Annotated in this window: 18 protein-coding genes and 2 pseudogenes; 5 read left to right on the top strand and 15 right to left on the bottom strand. The window is 64.0% G+C overall.

From position 1 onward, the window contains the following. Window positions 1-13: 13 nt before the first annotated feature. Genes AC1DYD_RS34385 through AC1DYD_RS34345 form a run of 9 tightly spaced genes read right to left on the bottom strand, consistent with a single transcriptional unit; the run spans window position 14 to window position 7989 of the window. On the bottom strand, window positions 14-466 hold the full coding sequence (locus AC1DYD_RS34385; protein ID WP_478177213.1) for an N-acetyltransferase family protein: 453 nt from the start codon (window positions 464-466) through the stop codon (window positions 14-16). Further along, window positions 463-1896: an amidase gene (locus AC1DYD_RS34380; RefSeq protein WP_478177212.1), complete on the bottom strand. Its 1434-nt coding sequence runs from the start codon at window positions 1894-1896 to the stop codon at window positions 463-465. The genes AC1DYD_RS34385 and AC1DYD_RS34380 overlap by 4 nt, the downstream gene beginning before the upstream one ends. Before the next feature lie 5 nt (window positions 1897-1901). Continuing rightward, entirely contained in the window at window positions 1902-2735 is an 834-nt protein-coding gene (locus tag AC1DYD_RS34375; protein ID WP_478177211.1) for a polysaccharide deacetylase family protein, read from the bottom strand. 37 nt (window positions 2736-2772) lie between these two features. Then, window positions 2773-3510, bottom strand: coding sequence for an SDR family NAD(P)-dependent oxidoreductase (locus AC1DYD_RS34370; protein WP_478177210.1), 738 nt, complete (start codon window positions 3508-3510; stop codon window positions 2773-2775). Between the two features lie 4 nt (window positions 3511-3514). Beyond that, complete coding sequence (locus tag AC1DYD_RS34365) at window positions 3515-4255, bottom strand: ABC transporter ATP-binding protein (protein WP_478177209.1); 741 nt, start codon at window positions 4253-4255, stop codon at window positions 3515-3517. Beyond that, on the bottom strand, window positions 4248-5030 hold the full coding sequence (locus AC1DYD_RS34360; protein WP_478177208.1) for an ABC transporter ATP-binding protein: 783 nt from the start codon (window positions 5028-5030) through the stop codon (window positions 4248-4250). The genes AC1DYD_RS34365 and AC1DYD_RS34360 overlap by 8 nt, the downstream gene beginning before the upstream one ends. Then, the gene (locus tag AC1DYD_RS34355; RefSeq protein ID WP_478177207.1) at window positions 5027-5935 is read right to left on the bottom strand and encodes a branched-chain amino acid ABC transporter permease; all 909 of its coding nucleotides are present in this window, start codon (window positions 5933-5935) and stop codon (window positions 5027-5029) included. The genes AC1DYD_RS34360 and AC1DYD_RS34355 overlap by 4 nt, the downstream gene beginning before the upstream one ends. Window position 5936: 1 nt before the next feature. Then, entirely contained in the window at window positions 5937-6818 is an 882-nt protein-coding gene (locus AC1DYD_RS34350; protein ID WP_478177206.1) for a branched-chain amino acid ABC transporter permease, read from the bottom strand. A gap of 16 nt (window positions 6819-6834) precedes the next feature. Continuing rightward, on the bottom strand, window positions 6835-7989 hold the full coding sequence (locus AC1DYD_RS34345; RefSeq protein WP_478177205.1) for an ABC transporter substrate-binding protein: 1155 nt from the start codon (window positions 7987-7989) through the stop codon (window positions 6835-6837). A 201-nt stretch (window positions 7990-8190) separates the two neighbouring features. Between AC1DYD_RS34345 and AC1DYD_RS34340 the strand changes: the two genes are divergently transcribed. Together AC1DYD_RS34340 and AC1DYD_RS34335 are read left to right on the top strand one after the other, a co-directional pair. Then, on the top strand, window positions 8191-8952 hold the full coding sequence (locus tag AC1DYD_RS34340; RefSeq protein ID WP_478177204.1) for an IclR family transcriptional regulator: 762 nt from the start codon (window positions 8191-8193) through the stop codon (window positions 8950-8952). Between the two features lie 728 nt (window positions 8953-9680). After that, a protein-coding gene (locus tag AC1DYD_RS34335) for an IS3 family transposase (protein ID WP_478177203.1) occupies window positions 9681-10810 on the top strand; the annotation gives its coding sequence in 2 pieces (ribosomal slippage) (window positions 9681-9930 and window positions 9930-10810; 1131 coding nt in all). Between the two features lie 206 nt (window positions 10811-11016). Here AC1DYD_RS34335 and AC1DYD_RS34330 read toward each other — a convergent pair. The 3 genes from AC1DYD_RS34330 to AC1DYD_RS34320 form a co-directional block, all read right to left on the bottom strand. Continuing rightward, window positions 11017-11493, bottom strand: coding sequence for a transposase (locus AC1DYD_RS34330; protein ID WP_478177202.1), 477 nt, complete (start codon window positions 11491-11493; stop codon window positions 11017-11019). After that, complete coding sequence (locus tag AC1DYD_RS34325) at window positions 11490-11834, bottom strand: hypothetical protein (protein WP_478177201.1); 345 nt, start codon at window positions 11832-11834, stop codon at window positions 11490-11492. The genes AC1DYD_RS34330 and AC1DYD_RS34325 overlap by 4 nt, the downstream gene beginning before the upstream one ends. Window positions 11835-12161: 327 nt before the next feature. Further along, window positions 12162-13076 (bottom strand): LysR substrate-binding domain-containing protein, encoded by a 915-nt coding sequence (locus tag AC1DYD_RS34320; RefSeq protein WP_478177200.1) that lies wholly within the window; start codon window positions 13074-13076, stop codon window positions 12162-12164. 126 nt (window positions 13077-13202) lie between these two features. Between AC1DYD_RS34320 and AC1DYD_RS34315 the strand changes: the two genes are divergently transcribed. From AC1DYD_RS34315 to AC1DYD_RS34305, 3 genes and pseudogenes are all read left to right on the top strand, one after another. Then, window positions 13203-14273, top strand: coding sequence for a GntG family PLP-dependent aldolase (locus tag AC1DYD_RS34315; protein ID WP_478177199.1), 1071 nt, complete (start codon window positions 13203-13205; stop codon window positions 14271-14273). Window positions 14274-14322: 49 nt separating this feature from the next. Then, on the top strand, window positions 14323-15300 hold the full coding sequence (locus AC1DYD_RS34310; RefSeq protein WP_478177231.1) for a Bug family tripartite tricarboxylate transporter substrate binding protein: 978 nt from the start codon (window positions 14323-14325) through the stop codon (window positions 15298-15300). A 386-nt stretch (window positions 15301-15686) separates the two neighbouring features. Further along, window positions 15687-16402 (top strand): annotated as a pseudogene (locus AC1DYD_RS34305) (IS630 family transposase); the annotation flags it as partial. A 157-nt stretch (window positions 16403-16559) separates the two neighbouring features. On the opposite strand, the gene AC1DYD_RS34300 reads toward AC1DYD_RS34305, so the two are convergent. The 3 genes and pseudogenes from AC1DYD_RS34300 to AC1DYD_RS34290 all read right to left on the bottom strand — a co-directional run. Next, entirely contained in the window at window positions 16560-16796 is a 237-nt protein-coding gene (locus AC1DYD_RS34300; RefSeq protein WP_478177198.1) for a hypothetical protein, read from the bottom strand. 54 nt (window positions 16797-16850) lie between these two features. Then, window positions 16851-17698, bottom strand: a pseudogene (locus tag AC1DYD_RS34295) (NAD(P)-dependent oxidoreductase). Window positions 17699-17792: 94 nt separating this feature from the next. Beyond that, window positions 17793-18053 (bottom strand): NAD(P)(+) transhydrogenase (Re/Si-specific) subunit beta (locus tag AC1DYD_RS34290; protein ID WP_478177197.1); only part of this gene is annotated, 261 nt, incomplete at its 5' end.

Raw genomic sequence — 18053 nt, 5'->3', positions numbered from 1 at the left:
TGGGTCTCCCATGTCAGGGCATGGCACGCCGGTACTGCACGAAGCCCGAGCGCTCGGCGACCTTGTCGTAGAGCTTCATGGCGTCCGTGTTCGTCTCGTGGGTCAGCCAGTAGACGCGTGAGGCGCCCTGCTTGCGGGCCGTGTCGTAGACGTGCTCGATCAACTTCCGGCCCTGCCCGCCGCCCCGGCATGCCGGGTCGACGAACAGGTCCTGCAGGTAGCAGTAGTCGCCCTCGGTCCAGGTCGAGCGATGAAATATGAAATGCACGAAGCCCACGGGCCGGCCGTCCTGCACGGCCAGCGCGCAATGCATCGGCTCGGCGGCGTCGAGCAGGCGCGCGAAGGTGCGCTCGCTCACCGCCGGCGCGAGGTGGACCTTGTAGAACTGCTGATAGCTCTTCCAGAGCGACGCCCAGGCATCGAAGTCGGCCGAGGTCAGGAGACGAATGGCGACCGCGCTTGTCACGTTGCTGTTCCTTTCTGAGGTTGCCAGGTTCCGCTCGCTTCGATCTGCCCGGCCAGTTGAAGAATGAGGTCGTCACGCCCGAGGCGCGCAATGATCTGGGTGCCCACGGGCAGCCGTTCGGGTGTCCAGTAGGTCGGCAGGCTCGCAGCGGGCTGCCCCGAAGCGTTGATCAATGCAAAGAAGGTCGAGTAGCGCCCCATGCGGCGGCGGAAGTCGCTGAAGCTACCGGTCATCGCCAGCTCGCCGATCAGAGCCGGCAACTGGACCAGCCCCGGCGTCATCAGCACGTCGACGCCGTCCATGCACGCCTCCATCTGGCGCCCGATGTCATGGAAGCGGTTGATCGCCGAGGCGTAGACCGCCGCCGACACCGAATGGCCCATCTCGTAGCCGTCACGGATCGCCGCTTCGAGATCGTCGTCGCGCAAGGCCCGGCCGAGCACCTTCAGGCGTGCATCGACCGACACCACGATGTTGGCCGCCAGCACCTCGGCGTGCGCATCGACGAAGCCGTCGTAGTCGAAGGCGGGCGTGTCCATCTCGACGATCTCGTGTCCGAGCGATGCGCAAAGCCTGGCCGTCGCCTCGAGTGCCGCCACGCATTCGGGGGCAAGCACCATGTCGCCGAAGGGCTTGCGCCATACGCCGATGCGCAGCGCCCGCGCCGGGCCCTGATCGAGCGCTGCGAGGAAGGTCTTATCGAACACCGGGCCGGCATAGGGCGCGCCGGGCTCCGCGCCGGCGATGGCATCCATGGCGGCCGCGGTGTCGCGCACCGTGCGGCTCAACACGCCGTCGACCGCCAGGCCACCCCATCCTTCACCCCGGAACGGCCCCATCGGCACCAGGCCGCGCGAGGGCTTGAGGCCGAACAGCCCGCAGCACGAGGCGGGAATCCGGATCGATCCGCCGCCATCGCTGCCATGGGCCACCGGAACGATGCCGGCCGCCACCGCAGCGGCCGTGCCGCCGCTGGATCCGCCGGCCGAACGGCCTGCATCCCAGGGGTTGCGCGTCGGGCCGCCGTTGCGCACCGCCTCGGTGGTCGGCGCCATGCACAGCTCCGGCACGTTCGAGCGTGCGAACGCGATGAACCCGGCCATCTCGAAGCGGTCCACGAGGGTGGCGTTGCGCGTGTAGCGCATGTCGTTGAACAGCCTCGAACCCAGGCTCGATGGCAGCCGCGCCGAGGCCAGGCCGGAATCCTTCAACAGGAACGGGATCCCACCGAAGGCGCCGCGCGACGTCCACGCCCGCGCGACGGCCATCGATTCCTCGTACTGCTCGTAGCTCAGCGCATTCAGGGCCGGGGCGCGCGCGCGAGCCAGCCGGATCGCGCACTCCATCAGTTCCTGCGACGTAACTTCGCCGGCCCGCAGCAGCGCGGCCAGGCCCAGGCCGTCCAGCTTTTCGTACTCGTGATCTTGCATGGAGCTCAGGCGTTGGCCTCGGCGTTCGCCCAAGCGTCGGCGACTTCGCCACCGCGCGCAAACCACACATTGGGGAAACCCTGCATCCAGGCGATGAATTCGCGCAGCATCGCGATGCGCGACGGCCGGCCGATGACCTGCGGGTGCATCGTCAGAGAGAAGAGCCCGCCCCAGCGGTAGATCTCGCGGAACTCGTCCTTCCAGACCTCGAGGATCTGCTGGTTCGAGACGATCGTGCGCGGCGTCTTGATGGAGAACAGCGCGAACGGTGCATCGTCGAGGCTCCAATGGACTGGCAGTTCGATCGGGCCGGCGCTGCCGTCGGCCAGCACATGGCGGTAGGGATTGATCTGGTCCATCAGCGAGCTGTCGTAGCGCAGCCCGTACTTCTGGATCAACGCGATCATGTTGTGGCTCGTCTCCCACGCCGGCGAGCGGTAGCCCAGGGGCTTGACGCCGACGGTGGCCCGAAGCGCCTCGAGCCCCTTGACGAAGACCTCTTCCTCGAGCTCCGGCTTGTCGGGGTCGATCCATTCGTGGAGGTAGCCGTGGTGCCCGACCTCGTGCCCGTGGCGCAGCACCAGCTCGACCTTGTCCTGGTGCCGTTCGGCGGTCCAGCCAGGAACGAAGAACGTGGCGGGCACGTCGGCGTCCTTCAGCGTCTCGACGATCTTCGGCACACCGACCTTGGCACCGTAGGTGCCTTGCGACAAGGTGCCGGGGCGCTTCGCGTTGGCGGGATCGCGAGAAAGCCAGAGCGTCTCGGCGTCGAAGTCGAAGGCCAGCATGACCGCGCAGCGCGCGCCGCTCGGCCAGATCACGGGATCGTTGGGATTCATCGGTATGTCCTTGGAGTGGATGGAAGGCACGCGGCGCTCAGGCGTGCGCGTGGCAGGCCAGCCACCCGCCGTCCACGGCGATGACCTGGCCGGTGACAAAGGAGGCGTCCTCGCTGCAGAGGAACGCGATGACGGACGCGACTTGCGCACCGGTGCCGATCAACTTCAGTGGCGTCGCGTCGACCATGGCCTTCTGGTAGGCGGCGTCGTGATTCAGACGGTGCGCGGTCATCGCGGTATGGATCACGCCGGGCGCCACCGCATTGATGCGGATGCCGCGTGCGGACAGATCGGACACGAGCTGCCGGGTGAGCTGCGAGATGCCGGCCTTGGCCACCGCGTAGGCGGTCGAACCCGGGAAGCCCGTCTCGCCGAAGACCGAGGCGACGTTCACGATGCTGCCGCCGTCCGCGAGCGCGGGCAGCACATCGCGCGTCAGGCGCAGCACCGCACGCAGGTTGACACCGAGGATGCGGTCGATCAGGGCATCGTCCGACAGCGCGAGCACTTTGGAGCCGCCGACGCCCGCGTTGTTGACCAGGAAATCGACGGCGCCGCCGAGCCCCCGGGCCGCCTCTATGACGCGCAGGGGCGCCTCGTCGCTCGCGAGGTCCAGCGCCAGCGTGTGTACGCCGGCGCCGATGGCCTCGCCTGCCTCGAAATCGAGGTCGACGGCCAGCACCCTGGCCCCCTCGGAAGCAAAGCGCTCCACGGTCGCGCGACCGATGCCCCGGGCCGCGCCGGTGACGATGATGTTCTTGTCCTTGAATCGCATGCGCTCAGGCCTCCTTCGAAGCGGCGACCGGCATCGGCGCGGCGCCCAGGTAAAACTGCTGCAGCGAGGCCAGGTCGACATCGGGTCCGTTGACGCACGAGTGCGCCACCCGGCCTTCGCGCAGGATGTGGATCTCGTCGGCGAGCTCGAGTGCCATCGAGACGTTCTGCTCGACGAGCAGGATGGACAGGCCCCGGGTGCGCAGGTCGCGGATGATGTCCGCGATCTCTCCCACGACCTTCGGCGACAGCGCGGCAGAGGGTTCGTCGAGCAGCAGCAAGCGGGGCTTGGCCAGCAGCGCGCGCCCGATGGACAGCATCTGGCGCTCGCCCCCCGAAAGCAGTCCGGCCAGCGCCTTCCTGCGCACGACGAGCCGCGGGAAGAACGCGTAGACGTCGTCGAGGTCGCGCCGGATCTGCGCCTTCTCGCTGCGACGGTGATAGGCGCCCATCAGGATGTTCTCCTCCACCGACATGCCGGCGAAGACTTCCTTGCCCTGCGGCACCAGCACCAGGCCTTTGCCGGCCATCTGGTACGCCGGCACCTGATCGACGCGCTGGCCGTCGAGCAGGATCTCGCCGGAGGTCGGCACCACCAGGCCGGCCAGCGCCTTCAGTGTGGTCGACTTGCCGGATCCGTTGCCGCCCAGCACCGCCGTCAGCCCGCCCTTGAGCACGGAGAAGGACACGCCATACAGCACCTTGGAGCGTCCGTATCCGGCCTCGATGTTCCTGACTTCAAGCATGCTTCGACCGTCCTGTTCCCAAATACGCCTCGACCACGCGCGCGTCGTTGATGGCCTCCGACGGCGTGGCGTCGGCAATTTTCTCGCCGTAGTCGAGCACCACCACGCGGTCGCACACGGCCTGGACCACGCGCATCACGTGTTCGACGAGCAGCACGGTCACACCGTAGTCGGCACGCATGCGCCCGATGACTTCGATCAGGCGGTCGACCATGGGCGGCGAGAGCCCGGCGGCCGGCTCGTCGAGAACGAACACACGCGGTCCCGTGGCCAGGCCGCGCGCCAGTTCGACCATGCGCTGCTGGCCGATCGACAGCGCCGTGGCAGGTTGGTCGATGAACTTCTCGAGGTTGAACAACGACAGCGTCTCGATGGCCTTCGCGCGAACCTCGCCGTCTTCCCGGCCGGCCGAGGCCAGGCGGAAGATCGAGGCGCCGTAACCGCTCTTCAGCCCCGGCTGCATCGCCAGCGCGATGTTGTCGGCGACCGACATCGAGGGGAACAGCCGCAGCATCTGGAAGGTGCGCGCGACGCCCGCGCGCGCAATGCGCCACGGCGCGGTGCCGGAGATCCGGGTGTCTCCCATGTAGACCGTCCCGGCGCTCGGCGGCAGGACGCCCGTGACGATGTTCGCGAGCGTTGACTTCCCCGAACCGTTGGGCCCGATCAGCCCCACGATCTCGCCCTCGCCGACGTCGAAGCTGATCCCGTTGAGCGCCACCAGCCCGCCGAAGCGGCGCGTCACGGTGTCGAATCGCAGCAGAGGCGCCTTCATTTCTTCGTCCTTCCGACCCATGCGCCGAACACGCCCTGCGGCATCACGATCACCATCACGATCATGAGCAGGCCATAGATGATCAGTTTGTAGTTGGCGGCGAAACCGAGCACCTCCGGCAGCGCGGTGAAGACGACCGCACCGAGCAGCGGGCCCCAGATCGTGCCGCGCCCGCCCACGACCACCATCGCGACGATCGTCGAGGAGGTCAGCACGGTGAAGTCGTCCGGCGTCACGCCGCGGATGTGGTGTGCCACCAGCACGCCCGCCGCGCCGGCCAGCGCCGAGGCGATCACGAAGGCCGCCAGCTTGCTGGCCGTGGTGTTCAGGCCGATGGCCCGTGCCAGCACCTCGTCGTCGCCCACGGCTTTCCACGCCATGCCGAGGCGCGAATGCGCAAGGCACCAGCCGATGGCGACGCTCGCCACGCTCAGTCCGAGGGCCAGGTAGTAGAAGCGGTCGATCGACTCGAAGCCCGCAACCGGCTTCACTTCGATGCCGAACTGGCCGCCGGTGAGCCCCTTCCACTGCGTGAGTGCGAGGTAGACGATGGTCTGGAACGCGATCGTCACGATTGCCAGGAAGTGGCCGCGCAGCCGCAGCGCCGGCAGTCCGAGCAGCAGGCCGCACAGGCCGGCGACCAGCATGCCCGCCGGCAGGTTGAGCCAGATGCCGGTCCCGTAATCCCGCGCGAGAATGGCGGTCGTATAGGCGCCGATCCCGAAGAAGGCCGCATGCGCAAAGGAGAACTGCCCGGCCCAGCCCATGACCAGGTCGAGGCTCACCGCGAGCATGACGAAGATGAAGATCATCACCAGGATGTTCAGGACATAGCCGCCCGGCCCCATCGCCGGCAGAAGAAGCAAGGCGCCGATGGCGACCAGCAATGCAAGAAGATGACGCATGTCAGGAACGCTCCGTAGATCGGCCCAGAAGGCCCTGCGGGCGGATCAGAAGCATGGCGATGACAAGGAAGAAGCCGATCATGTCCCGCAGTTCATTGCCGATGTAGCCGGACACCATCGCCTCGATCACACCCAGGCCGATACCGGCGATCACGGCGCCGCCGATGCTGCCCATGCCACCGAGAATCACGACCGTGAAGGCCTTCATGACGAGCATGGCACCCGCAGTCGGCTGCACCAGAAGCACCGATGACATCAATGCGCCTGCCACACCGGCCATGGCGGCGGCGATGGCGAAGGTGATCACGGCGATCTTGCGCACGTTCACGCCGCTGATCAGCGCCACGACAGAGTGTTGCGCCATCGCCCGCAATGCGCGTCCGGTCCAAGTAAAGCGCAGCACCAGCAGCAGCGCGACCACGATCGCGATCGTGACGCCCACGATCAGCACGCGCTGCCCCGTCAGGAACACCGGTCCGATCTGCACCGGGACGCTCGCCAGGTCGGTCTTCAGGGACTGCGGCTGGGCGCCGAACACCAGCAGGGCGCCGTTCTGCAGCAGCACCGAGAGACCGAAGGACGCAATGATGGCGTTGCCCGGATCTCGATTGGCCAGCGGCTTGAAGACGATCCGCTCGGCCAGCATGCCGAATGCGGCAAGACAGAGCACCACCACGAGCAGCGTGAGAAAGAGAGGCAGGCCGAACACCGCGGAGGCTGTGACGGCCGCATAGCCGCCTAGCATGTAGAACTCGCCATGGGCGAAGTTGACGATGTGCAGGATGCCGAAGACCAGGGTCAGGCCGACGGCCACCAGCACGTAGCTGGCGCCGTTGACCAGCCCGTTGGCCAGGAACTGCGGGAACAGACTGAGCAAATCCATTTTGACCTGGGGCCCGTCAGTCGAACGGCAGCCACTGGCGCTTGCCGTTGCGCACCACTGCCAGGCCGATCTTGAAGCTGACGCTGCCCTTGTCGTCGAAATTGGACACCGTGCCGTCCGGTCCCTGCACCAGCGGCATGTCCTTCATCGACTTGAGCGTGGCCTGCATGGCGGCGCCGTCGAGCTTGGGCGCGCGGCGGGCAGCCTCGATCAGCAGGTGCATCGAGTCGTAGCCCAGCGCGCTGTAGACGTCGGGCTCCTTCTTCATCTTCTGGCGGAAGGCGGCGGTGAATGCCTGGCCGACCTTGTTGGGCGTGGACGGCTCGAACATGGACGACACCGCGAAGCCTTCCGAGGCCGGTCCCGCCAGCTCGATCAGCTTGTCGCTCATCATCGAGCCTGAGCCCACCAGCTCGGCCTTCAGCCCGACCTCGCGCGACTGCTTGATGATCTGCGCGCCGGCATCCATCAGGCCCGCGATGTAGATCGCGTCGGGCTGCTTCATGCGCACCTTGGTGAGCACCGAATAGAAGTCGCGCTCGTCGGGGTTGTAGCTTTCGACACCGACGATCTGGCCGCCGTACTGCGGAATCACCTTCTTCATCTGCTCGGCCAGGGACGAACCGTAGATCGAGTTCTCCTGGATGAGCGCGACCTTCTTCGCATTGAGCTTCTTGACGATGTCGCGTGCCGATTGCTCGCCCTGCTCGTCGCTGCCGGGGAAGGCACGGAAGAACCACGGGTCGCCTGCGGTGTTCGCGTCGGTCACGTTCGACGAGGTCGAGCCTGCCGAGACCATGGGCACCTTGAACTCCCGCGCCACCTTGAATGCAGCCAGCGCAACCGCGCTCACATAGGTGCCGCTGATGGCGATGACCTTGTCGGACTCCACCAGCTTGCGCACGGCGGTCACGCCCTTGGTCGACGAGCCCTCGTCGTTCTCGACGAAGAGCTGCACCTTGCGACCGTTGGCGCCGCCCTTGGCATTGGCCTCGTCCGCGGCGAAGCGAATTCCTTCCAGGATGGAGGTGCCGGCCAGCGCGGCGGGCCCGGTCAAGGGGAGCATCACACCCAGCCGGATCGGTTCGCTCTGACCCTGGGCACCAGCCATGGGAACGACGGCAGCAGCAAACAGTGCCAGAACGGCACGAAGCATGACGATTCGCTTCATATCAAGGATCCTTCTTTTGGGGAGTCAACACAGTCTCGGAAATGCACCAATTCGACGCAGATCCATAAATTTGGGCTACATGTATTGTCATGCAATACACTATGATTCTATAATAGTAAAATCAAACCATTTATCCGGGTTAGTACGCAGATTTTCGTGTGTGCCCTGGATCGTGTCGATTTACTTACCTTGGAAAACCGGATGTCAGCGCCTGATCACTTGTTTGTGCAGTCCGTGGCGAAGAGCATGAGCGTGCTGGAGGCACTGGGGGCGCGGCCGGGGCCGCTCAGCCTGAATGAGCTTGCTGAGCAGGCCGGCATGGACCGAAGCACGGCCCAACGCATGGCACATACCCTGGCCATCTTGGGATATCTGGAGAAGGGACCGAATGGCCGCGGCTACGTTCTTGGCAAGAAACTGCTGGAGCGCACGTTCGACTTTCTGCGCGGCAATCCGCTCATGGAACGTGCTACACCCGTCCTTGCCGATCTGCAGCGGCAGACGGGTGAGCGCGTCGACTTGAGCCTGTTCGACGACTTGTCCATCATCTATGCGATGCGCAGGCAGAGTAAGCGCGAGACGTTCTTCGCGACACTGGTGGGACGACGTATCCCAACTTACTGCTCATCGGGGGGGCGAGCCATCATGTCGTTCTTGAGCGAAGAAGCGGTCGACGACATCCTGGATCGTTCGGTGCTTGCGCCCCTGACGCCCAAGACCGTGACGGACAAGGCGCAGATCAAGTTGAAGGTCGCCGAGGCGAAAGCGCTCAACTACGGCCTGTCACTGGAGGAGAGCCTGCTTGGCGAGATCGCAGTAAGCTCGGCAATCCTCGACCACAACAACCAACCCATCGCGGCCGTCCATATTGCCGGGTCTTGTTCTGAATGGAACCGCGAGTCGTTTACACAGCGCTTCGCACCACTAGTCATCGAGGCTGCCCGAGCCCTCGGGCGCGGATAGGATGAACGAAGGCGCCCATTCTCTGCTCAAAGGCATAGGGGTCGAATTGCGATGTCAGCCTCAAGGATTCCATAGAACAATTCTTCACGTCGCGTCTTGTTGTCGATGAAACTGCCGCCGCCGTCGACGTGCAAGACGACGAGCCTATCTCGCCTGCGCGACCTCGCCTCAGGTCCGCACGGCTGAAGGCGAAAGGAACGAGAGCGATTGCGCCAGAGCCCTAACAGTTCCCTCACAGGTGGGTCACCCAATAGCCGTCTCCGTCAGGAGGGACGAGCGGATTTCCGCGACTGTCCCCGCATTTCTTGCCAAGCCTGTATGGCCAGTCTCTTCGTTCAACGCGCACTTGGTTCTCGAAGTTGGTTGCGCCGTTGCGCACCGGTCACCCATCAGGATCAAGGCCAGCACACGCCTCGCCGCGTGTGGGGCCCCTGGCCACATTTGCAGCCCCAGAAAACCCTCTGTTCCCCACCGCTTCCAATCCACGCAGCCGGTCGGGCCGGCCGCACAAAACTGTGGCTTCACCGATCGGTGATCCAACCCCTTGTGGCTCACGGTGCGGGCGCAACGAACTCGTCGAAATGGGTGGGATCGACACCAGGCGTGCAATCAAATTTGATGGTTTTACCAACCCGGGGACAGAGGTGGCGCCGGAAATCCGAACACAGCGATAAGTGGTCAAACTGCGATATCACCCCGGGCCCGAGGCCCGAGAAAGCAGGAAGACCATGAGCAAGAGACCGCGTAGGAACCACTCACCGCTGTTCAAGGCCAAGGTGGCTCTGCACGCCATCAAGGGCGAGAAGACGCTGGCGGAGCTGGCCAAGCTGCACGATGTGCACCCCAACCAGATCGTTGATTGGAAGAACCAGCTGCTCGACCGAGCCGCCAGCGTGTTCGGTGCCGAGTCGGCACCGCAGCCGGCGATCGACCTGAAGGAGCTGCACGCCAAGATCGGGCAGCTCGCCTTGGAGAATGATTTTTTATCCGGCGCGCTCACCAAGGCCGGCATGCTGAGCGCAAAGCGATGATCGACCGCAACCATGCCCTGCCGATCACGCGGCAGGCCAAGTTGGTGGGTATCAGCCGAGGCAACGTGTACTACCTGCCGCGCGCCGCCTCACAGGCCGATCAGAGGCTGATGAAGCGCATCGACGCGATCAACCTGGCGCATCCCTTCGCGGGCAGCAGGATGCTGCGCGACATGCTCAACCGCGAGGGCTTCGAAGTCGGGCGCCGGCACGTGGCCACGCTGATGCAGCGCATGGGTATCGAGGCGTTGTACCGCAAGCCCGACACGAGCAAACGGCACCCGGCCCACAAGGTCTATCCGTACCTGCTGCGCGGGCTGAAGATCGAACGTGCCAACCAGGTATGGGCGACCGATATCACCTACATCCCGATGGCATGCGGCTGGGTCTATCTGTGCGCAATCGTGGACTGGGCAAGCCGGCGAGTGCTTTCGCACCGGGTGTCGATCAGCATGGACGCCTCGTTCTGTGTGGAGGCGCTGGAAGAGGCATTCAGCAAGTACGGCCGGCCCGAGATCTTCAACACCGACCAAGGCAGCCAGTTCACGAGCGAGGAATTCACCGAAGCGTTGAAGGCCTGCGGCGTGCAAATCAGCATGGATGGCCGAGGGGCATGGCGCGACAACATCTTCGTGGAACGAATTTGGCGGTCGATCAAATACGAAGAGGTTTACCTGCACGCCTATGACTCGGTTGGCCAGGCTAAGGCAGGTATCGCGCGCTACATCGATTTCTACAACGTCCGGCGTCCTCACTCGTCGCTGGACAAGCGCACACCCGACGAGTTCTACTTCGCCACGCTGCCGGCGATCTCACAGGCAGCATGAGCGGTGAGTCCGAGTTGCCCACCGCGTCGGGCGTGCGTTCGTCGCGAGCGACGCCCGCCCGCCGCCGTGGACAACTCTCGCGCCCGATGTCAAACCCGCAGGGCCCCACTTATCGAAGCCAATTCGGCGTTCAGACAACCGGGGCCACCTCTGACAGCACTGCCGGGCGTCGTCCCATTGATCATTTCAAATCCTATCGCGTGGCGTCATCCGAAGGCCTTCGCCGCATCAAACGGGCGCCCATCTTTGATCACGTGGCAACAGGCGCGCGCCAGCTTGTGCGCTACCGCCTTGGTGGCGACAACGGACAAGCTGCCAGCGCACCTTTTTTGGTACCAACGTTTGATCGTCGCGTCGTAGCGCACGGCGAAGTGCGCCGCCTCGATGAACGCCCAGGCCAAATACTTGTTGCCGCATTTGACGTTGCCTTCGCCTTTCTTCTTGCCGTTCGATTCGCGCCGGCTGTCCACCATGCGGGCGTAGGAGGCGAAGTTGCCGGGGCCGGCAAATCGGCCGAGGTCCCCGGTCTCCAGCGCGATGGTCACCGCCAGGATCTCACCGATGCCGCTGACGGGTTTGAGCGCTGTGTAGTCCTCGCGCAACTTGACCTTGGCCAAGATGCTGCGCTCGAGTTGAGCGACTTGGCAGTCGATGCATCTCATCACCGCCAGGTTCGCCTTCAAGGCCTGCTCTGTTCGTCAAGCAACTCCATGGCGTCGATGTTCTTGGCTTCCCACCGCTTGATCACGTTGCCTGACGCACGTGAGCCAAGGTTGCGCGCCATCAAGTTCTCGATGCTCAGAATCTGGGTGCTGCGCTGACGGACGAGCTGGCTGCGCTTGCGCAGCAGGTCGCGCACGCCACGTTCCTCTCGAGGGTAGATATACCCGACGGGCAGGATGTCCAGGCGCAACAGGTGGGCGAGGTGGCGCGCGTCGCTGAAATCGCCGCTGTGATCCTGCTCGTCGAGCACGGTCACAACGCTGTTGTTGGAGTGCAAATCAATCCTCGCATACAGTTCCATGTCAGTCTCCTTCGTGGGCTTCATCGGTTGAATCGCAATCCAAACGATAGGCCTGTGAACGGAGGCCGACCTCGCGGGCTAGATGTTTATCAAAGTTCAACCGGCGCCGACAAATATGGGATTCATAGGTGCCCACCAAAACAATAGGTGGGCACCATCCTCACGGTCCCATCACGGCGCAGCAAGATGGGATGGCCAAACGCTCACTCATGTCTAGCCAGCAGCGCGTTGAGACCCGTGGCGGCCAACCGAACAGTATTGCGCAGGGTCCATGCATGCAAGAAAAGTACGACGACCCAACGCCAGGCGCTGGATCCGCCGTTCGTGCTAACGGACGCTCGCGTCAATTCCGGACAGTTCAGGTGCCACCACCCGCCTCACATGCTCCGCAAAGGTGCTGGCAAGCCGCGAGCTCTCCCTGTGCATTGGATACAGCAACGCCAGCGAGACGGGGATCGATGCCTCGAAATGGCGAAGCTCGATGCCCGACGCTTTCCGTTCTTCGAGCGCCGCCAAGGGATTGATGATGCTGATGCCGAGTCCTGCGGCCACCAAGGTACAAACCGAGCTGCCGAGATCGGACTCGCACACCGTACGTCGCGCCACTCCTGCTTGGCTGAAGACCTGGTCGATCGACTCTCTTGGCGGACTGCCTACCGGGAACGATATGAACGCCTCTCCCTCCAGGTCTTTCGGTGCGATGCGCCTTCGCTTCGCCAAGCGGTGGTCGTTGGGAAGCACGACGATGCAGTTCATAGTGTGGATCGTTTCCGTCTTCAGGCCGGTCACGCCGGCGTAGAGCATGGCCAGGCCAAGATCGCAGGACCCTGAGCTGATCCAGGTGTTCACCGAAGAGGCCGAGCCAGAATGAATCGTCACCGGCACATCGGGATGGTCCACCTTGAATTGGACGACCGCACGCGTGAGCAGCCCACCCGCGAGCCGCGGCATGGCGGCGATGCTTAGGCTGTCGCCACCAAATGCATGAATGTTGGATGCGGCCGCTTCGAGCGCCACCAGGCCCACGAAGGTCTTCTCCACTTCCTCGAAGAACCTTGATCCGTCCACCGTCGGCGTCAGCCTGCTGCCGCTGCGGCTGAAAAGGGGGAATCTAACGGTCGCTTCCAGTTGTGCGATCAGACGACTAATCTGCGGCTGCGACGTATGCATCCGGCGCGATGCCTCGGTCATCGAACCCGTAAGCATGACGGCCCGAAAGACCTCGATGTGTTTCAAACTCATGCGGAGTGTTGGCATATCAATGACGTATGGACGGCTGCGGTATTCGCATTTCACATGTCCGCGACGATCACGGACACTGGCTTGCATGAATTGTGACGCCCCTCCGACGCTCCATGGGCCGCACGCATGAAAGACGCAGCACCGTCGCCTGAACCTCGCCTGCCCATTGATCTGCGCAGCGACACCGTGACGCGCCCCACTCCGGCGATGTACAAGCGAATTCGAACCGCGGCGTTGGGCGACGACGGCCTAGAGGGGGATCCCACTGTCCGTCAGCTCGAGGCACTGGTAGCGCAGAAGCTGGGCAAAGAGGCGGGCCTATTCGTCCCCACGGTGACGATGGCCAATCTGCTGGCCACATTCAGCCAAGTACAGCGTCAAGAGCAGGTGGTGATCGAATCGACTGCACACATGTACACCTCCGAGCGCGGCGGTGCAACGCTGGCTGGCGCTTTCTATACGGGCATTCGCGGCATCGACGGCGCGATGGAGATTACGGAACTTGAAGCTGCGTTACGCCCAGCTTCAAGCCCGCTCAGGACCTCGCTGGTTTGCATGGAAACATCCCACAACAACGCTGGGGGCGCCGTGCTTTCGCTTGAGCACATGGCGCAGGTGTTCGCCGCGGCTAGACAGGCGGAGGCCCGGGTTCACCTCGACGGCGCGCGGCTGTTCAACGCCGCAGTCGCCCTGCAAGTTCCAGCTGACGCCATAGCGCAATACGCCGATACCGTCTCCCTGTGCCTGTGCAAGGGGCTCAGCGCTCCCGTTGGCGCGATTCTTGCGGGCCCGAGTTCCACTATCGGCAAGGCTCGGGGGTTGAGAAAGGTACTTGGTGGGACGCAGCGGCAGGCTGGAATCGTGGCAGCCGCGGGAATCGTGGCAATCGAGGAGATGTGCGAAAGACTGGCCGAAGATCACTTGCGGGCCCGTCGACTGAGTCGCTCCTTGATTGATTCGTTCCCGATGCTATCGACGAGCGTCCCCCGAACCAACATCGTCCTGATCGATCTACCAGCCGGGGCGAATGACAGCGGGAACTGGGTCGTCGCGTTGAGCCGCGCTGGCGTCCTGGTCCGTCCATGGGGCCCTTATCGGCTGCGCTGCGTCACTCACCGGCATGTCGATGACCACGCGCTGGAGCACGTGCTTGCCGCTTTCAGGACAGTTGTCGAACGACTCGCTTCGTCAACGTAGGTCCTTGCCAACCACCCATCCCTTGCATCGGAGTCTCCAAGTGAATCTCATGAACAACGTCTCTCGTCGATCTTTGCTGGCATCCGGCGTTTCCTTGGCGGCTGTAGCAGCGTGCCCCCATGCTTGGGCACAAGGTTTCCCCAATCGTCCCATCCGGCTCGTGGTTCCTTACTCCGCCGGTGGCGGATCGGACTTCGTGGCGAGGCTTCTCGCGCAAAAGCTCACCGAGACAGCTGGCTTCAACGTGATTGTCGACAACAAGCCCGGCGCTTCCGGACTGATCGGAACCGATGCCGTCGCCAAGGCACCCGCCGATGGCTATACGCTACTGCTCGCCGATGCCGCGCACGCGACCAATGCCGCGACCTACGCCAAGATCCCGTTCGATCCCGTCAAGAACTTCGAACCCCTGACGCTGATAGGTTCGTCACCGCAGATGCTAGTCGCGCATCCTTCGTTCCCATTCAGTTCGCTGAAGGCCTGGCTGGCGGCCCCTCGCGCGCAAAGCAGCAAGTTCTCCGTCGGCACTGTCGGACAGGGAAGCGGACCGCACCTGCTGTTCGAGATGCTCAAGATCAAGACCGGGTTGGATCCGGTGCATGTGCCCTACAAGGGCGGCGCTGCCGCGTTGGCTGACGCGGTCGGTGGTCAGATCTCGCTGGTGATCAACTCGATTCCCGCCTGCATGCCCCACATAGAGTCGGGCAAGCTCAAGCCCCTTGCCATCGCGAGCAAGTCGCGGGATGCGAGGCTACCTGACGTGCAGACTTTCTCCGAGAGCGTTCCTAACACCGTGGTGAGCAGCTGGTACGGTGTTATGGCCCCCGCCAACACGCCGGGGGACGTGGTGCAAAAGCTCAATGCCGCGATTCGCCTGGTGCTCGAGCTGAGCGAGGTGAAGGCGCGGCTTACCGTTGCCTTCATCGATCCGATGCCGCAAGGAGCGCAAGCATTTTCGAGCTTTCTCGACGCGGAAATTCGTCAATGGAAGGCGGTGGTCGCGCAGACCGGGTTCAAGCTGAGCTAATTCTTCGGGTCCATGCAGCCCCCGAACAAGCCTCTGCGGGCAGGCCTTGTTTGGGCCGATGCTGCTCGCAGTCGCGGTGTTGTTCGGGGTCGATTTGTTTTCGGTGTCAAAAGTGACGGTTCGTATCTCCAGCAATGGCGCGGGGTCGTTTCGCTAAGGATGGTGTCCAAGACTCGCGCGGCGACGCGGCCTGAAGGACTGATTGCCGACACATGAAACCGCAGGAGCGCTTTGCTGCAATTGCGGCCCCAGGTCGGCACGCTTCGGGCCAGTTCGCCGGCTGTTTTCGGCCACTTGGCTCATTGCGGGCACACTCATCCCTGTGCACCCTTGAGGAGTCGGCGTCGCGCCCTCCGCAGATTGCTCAAGGCGAACAACGTGTGCAGCGGCGATGGCTGCACAGCCCGGAGCCGCAGTTCCGCCAGAAGGTCAACGCGATCTGCGCGCTGTACCATCAGGCACCCAAGGGATCGGTCGTGCTGTCGGTCGATGAGAAGACCGGCATCCAGGCCCATCGAGCGCAAGCACGCGGACCGCGCACCGGCGCCAGGGCGTGCGCGCCGGCGCGAGTTCGAGTACGTCCGCCACGGCACCCAGTCCGTCATCGCCGCACTGGACGTGCACACCGGGCGCGTGATGAGCAGTTGCACGGATCGGCGCACCCAAGCCGACTTCGTGACCTTCATGGAGCAAGTCGCGCTTGCTCACCCGAAGGGGCGAGTTCATATCGCTTGGGACAACCTCACTACCCATCGCGCCCAGTCCGTGTGGGACGATTTCAGCGCTCGACACGCTAACCGGATTGTCTTTCACTTCACGCGGCTGCATGCGAGTTGGGTCAACCAGATCGAGCTGCTGTTTGGCATCTATACGACGCCGCGTCCTGCGCTACGCCAGTCATTCGTCCATCGCGCAATTGCGCGAACGCACGGAAGCCTCCATGGCGCAACGCAACCAGGCACCCCAGGCAGCCCAGGCAGCCCAGGCAGCCCAGGCAGCCCAGGCATTCAAATGGACATTCACCGGTTTTGAGCTACAAACCGGCGAACCCCTGAGGTTCAAACACAATGCCAACGTTCGAAGCACAACGAAAGGCCGCTGAGCTCGAGCGCCAACTCGCCACGCTCACCGGTCACCAGCGCGCCCGCGTCAAGCCCTACGGCAAGCATCTGCTGATCCAGACGCACAGAGATGGCGGTTACGACGACGAACAGGTCGACACCATCGCGCGCCTCACCGAACTCGGGCCCAACTCCTGCTCAGCAGCATTCCGCAGCCACGCTGGCCGCTGGGAGCCACTGCCCGGCAGCGGGGATCGCCTCAGCTGCCGACTTGCTCGTCACCCTGCTCAGCCCGTACTTCGAACCCACGAACTTGACCACATAGGTGCCGAGCACCCGCATGTCGGGCTTGCCGAAGATGCCGACCCGCCCGGCCAGGAAGCCTAGCGCGATAACAAGGTAGATGGGTCCCGTGATCGCCAGTGTTTGCAGCATGACGTCAGTGCCGCCGATTCGCCATCATGCACTTCGACGCGCTCACCCCCACCCTCAGAGCATAGAGCATGTCACCCTCGTCGGGCCTTCTGCCACCATGTCGTAGTGTGTCGTCACGGCGGAGTCGTCCAGTGCGCCCAGACCGCGTGCCGTCGCGCTCAGAAATGCGAGATAGGCGGCATGTGCCAGCGTCGCCGGAAAACGCGACTCACGCGTCGCGTCGAGCACCAAGGACATGTCCTTCACGAAAATGTCCACCGCCGAAGTGACGCGGTCGAACTCACCGGCAATCATGTGCGGGCCGCGATCGGCGAGCATCCAGGATCCCGCCGCCCCGCTGCATAGGATCTCCAGGGTCAGGTGGAGCGGCAGACCCTGACGTTTGGCGAGCGCCAACGCTTCTCCCGCAGCGGCCAGGTGCACGCCGCACAGCAACTGGTTGAGGACCTTCATCTGCGCGCCGGCCCCCGCCGGTCCGAGGTGGTAGACGCAAGCGCCAAAAGTCTCGAGCACCGGGCGCGCCACTTCGAATCCCTCAGGCGTCCCTGATCCCATGATGGTCAATGTCCCGCGCTCGGCACCGACCGCGCCGCCCGTGACCGGCGCGTCGATCAGCGTGATCGAGCGCGCGGCGAGCCGACCTTCGAGCGCTCGAACGTACCCGGGGTCCATGGTGCTGCAGGCGACGAAGACCGCGCCTTCAGGGAGCCGACCGACCAGCCCGCCCTCGCCAAACAGCACCGCCTCGGTCTGCTGAGCATTGACCACGAAACAGACGACGATGCGGACCTGCTCTGCCATCATGGCGATCGACTGCGCCGGAATCCCCCCTGCGCCCGCAGCCAATCGAGTGCCTCCGGGCGAAGGTCGCATCCCACCACGTCGTAGCCCTTGGCCAGCATGTTGGTCACGGCTCCGCGACCCATTGCACCCAGCCCAACGAATCCCACTTTTGTCTTGGTAGCCATCTCTCTATCCATTCCTTAAGGTTCGTCACTACTCGATCGCCTTGGCCATGTCCTCGACCACCTTCTTGGCGTCGCCGAAGACCATCAGGGTCTTGTCCATGTAGAACAGCTCGTTGTCCAGGCCGGCGTAGCCCGCGGCCATGCTGCGCTTGTTCACGATCACGGTCTTGGCCTTGTAGGCCTCCAGGATCGGCATGCCGTAGATCGGCGTGCCCTTCTGCAGCGCCGCCGGGTTCACCACGTCGTTGGCCCCCAGGATGATCGCCACGTCGGCCTGGCCGAACTCGCC

It is taken from the genome of Variovorax sp. P4_B11, assembly GCF_056402355.1.
This window is presented reverse-complemented; position numbering and strand designations above follow the sequence as displayed.

What these genes read in the sequence shown, in the direction of transcription:
- AC1DYD_RS34340 (WP_478177204.1), top strand. Translation starts at nt 8,191, where the DNA reads ATGTCAGCGCCTGATCACTTGTTTGTGCAGTCCGTGGCGAAGAGCATG.
- AC1DYD_RS34350 (WP_478177206.1), bottom strand. Translation starts at nt 6,818, where the DNA reads ATGGATTTGCTCAGTCTGTTCCCGCAGTTCCTGGCCAACGGGCTGGTC.
- AC1DYD_RS34300 (WP_478177198.1), bottom strand. Translation starts at nt 16,796, where the DNA reads ATGCTGCAAACACTGGCGATCACGGGACCCATCTACCTTGTTATCGCG.
- AC1DYD_RS34370 (WP_478177210.1), bottom strand. Translation starts at nt 3,510, where the DNA reads ATGCGATTCAAGGACAAGAACATCATCGTCACCGGCGCGGCCCGGGGC.
- AC1DYD_RS34360 (WP_478177208.1), bottom strand. Translation starts at nt 5,030, where the DNA reads ATGAAGGCGCCTCTGCTGCGATTCGACACCGTGACGCGCCGCTTCGGC.
- AC1DYD_RS34320 (WP_478177200.1), bottom strand. Translation starts at nt 13,076, where the DNA reads ATGAGTTTGAAACACATCGAGGTCTTTCGGGCCGTCATGCTTACGGGT.
- AC1DYD_RS34365 (WP_478177209.1), bottom strand. Translation starts at nt 4,255, where the DNA reads ATGCTTGAAGTCAGGAACATCGAGGCCGGATACGGACGCTCCAAGGTG.
- AC1DYD_RS34375 (WP_478177211.1), bottom strand. Translation starts at nt 2,735, where the DNA reads ATGAATCCCAACGATCCCGTGATCTGGCCGAGCGGCGCGCGCTGCGCG.
- AC1DYD_RS34325 (WP_478177201.1), bottom strand. Translation starts at nt 11,834, where the DNA reads ATGGAACTGTATGCGAGGATTGATTTGCACTCCAACAACAGCGTTGTG.
- AC1DYD_RS34315 (WP_478177199.1), top strand. Translation starts at nt 13,203, where the DNA reads ATGAAAGACGCAGCACCGTCGCCTGAACCTCGCCTGCCCATTGATCTG.
- AC1DYD_RS34355 (WP_478177207.1), bottom strand. Translation starts at nt 5,935, where the DNA reads ATGCGTCATCTTCTTGCATTGCTGGTCGCCATCGGCGCCTTGCTTCTT.
- AC1DYD_RS34310 (WP_478177231.1), top strand. Translation starts at nt 14,323, where the DNA reads ATGAACAACGTCTCTCGTCGATCTTTGCTGGCATCCGGCGTTTCCTTG.
- AC1DYD_RS34345 (WP_478177205.1), bottom strand. Translation starts at nt 7,989, where the DNA reads ATGAAGCGAATCGTCATGCTTCGTGCCGTTCTGGCACTGTTTGCTGCT.
- AC1DYD_RS34380 (WP_478177212.1), bottom strand. Translation starts at nt 1,896, where the DNA reads ATGCAAGATCACGAGTACGAAAAGCTGGACGGCCTGGGCCTGGCCGCG.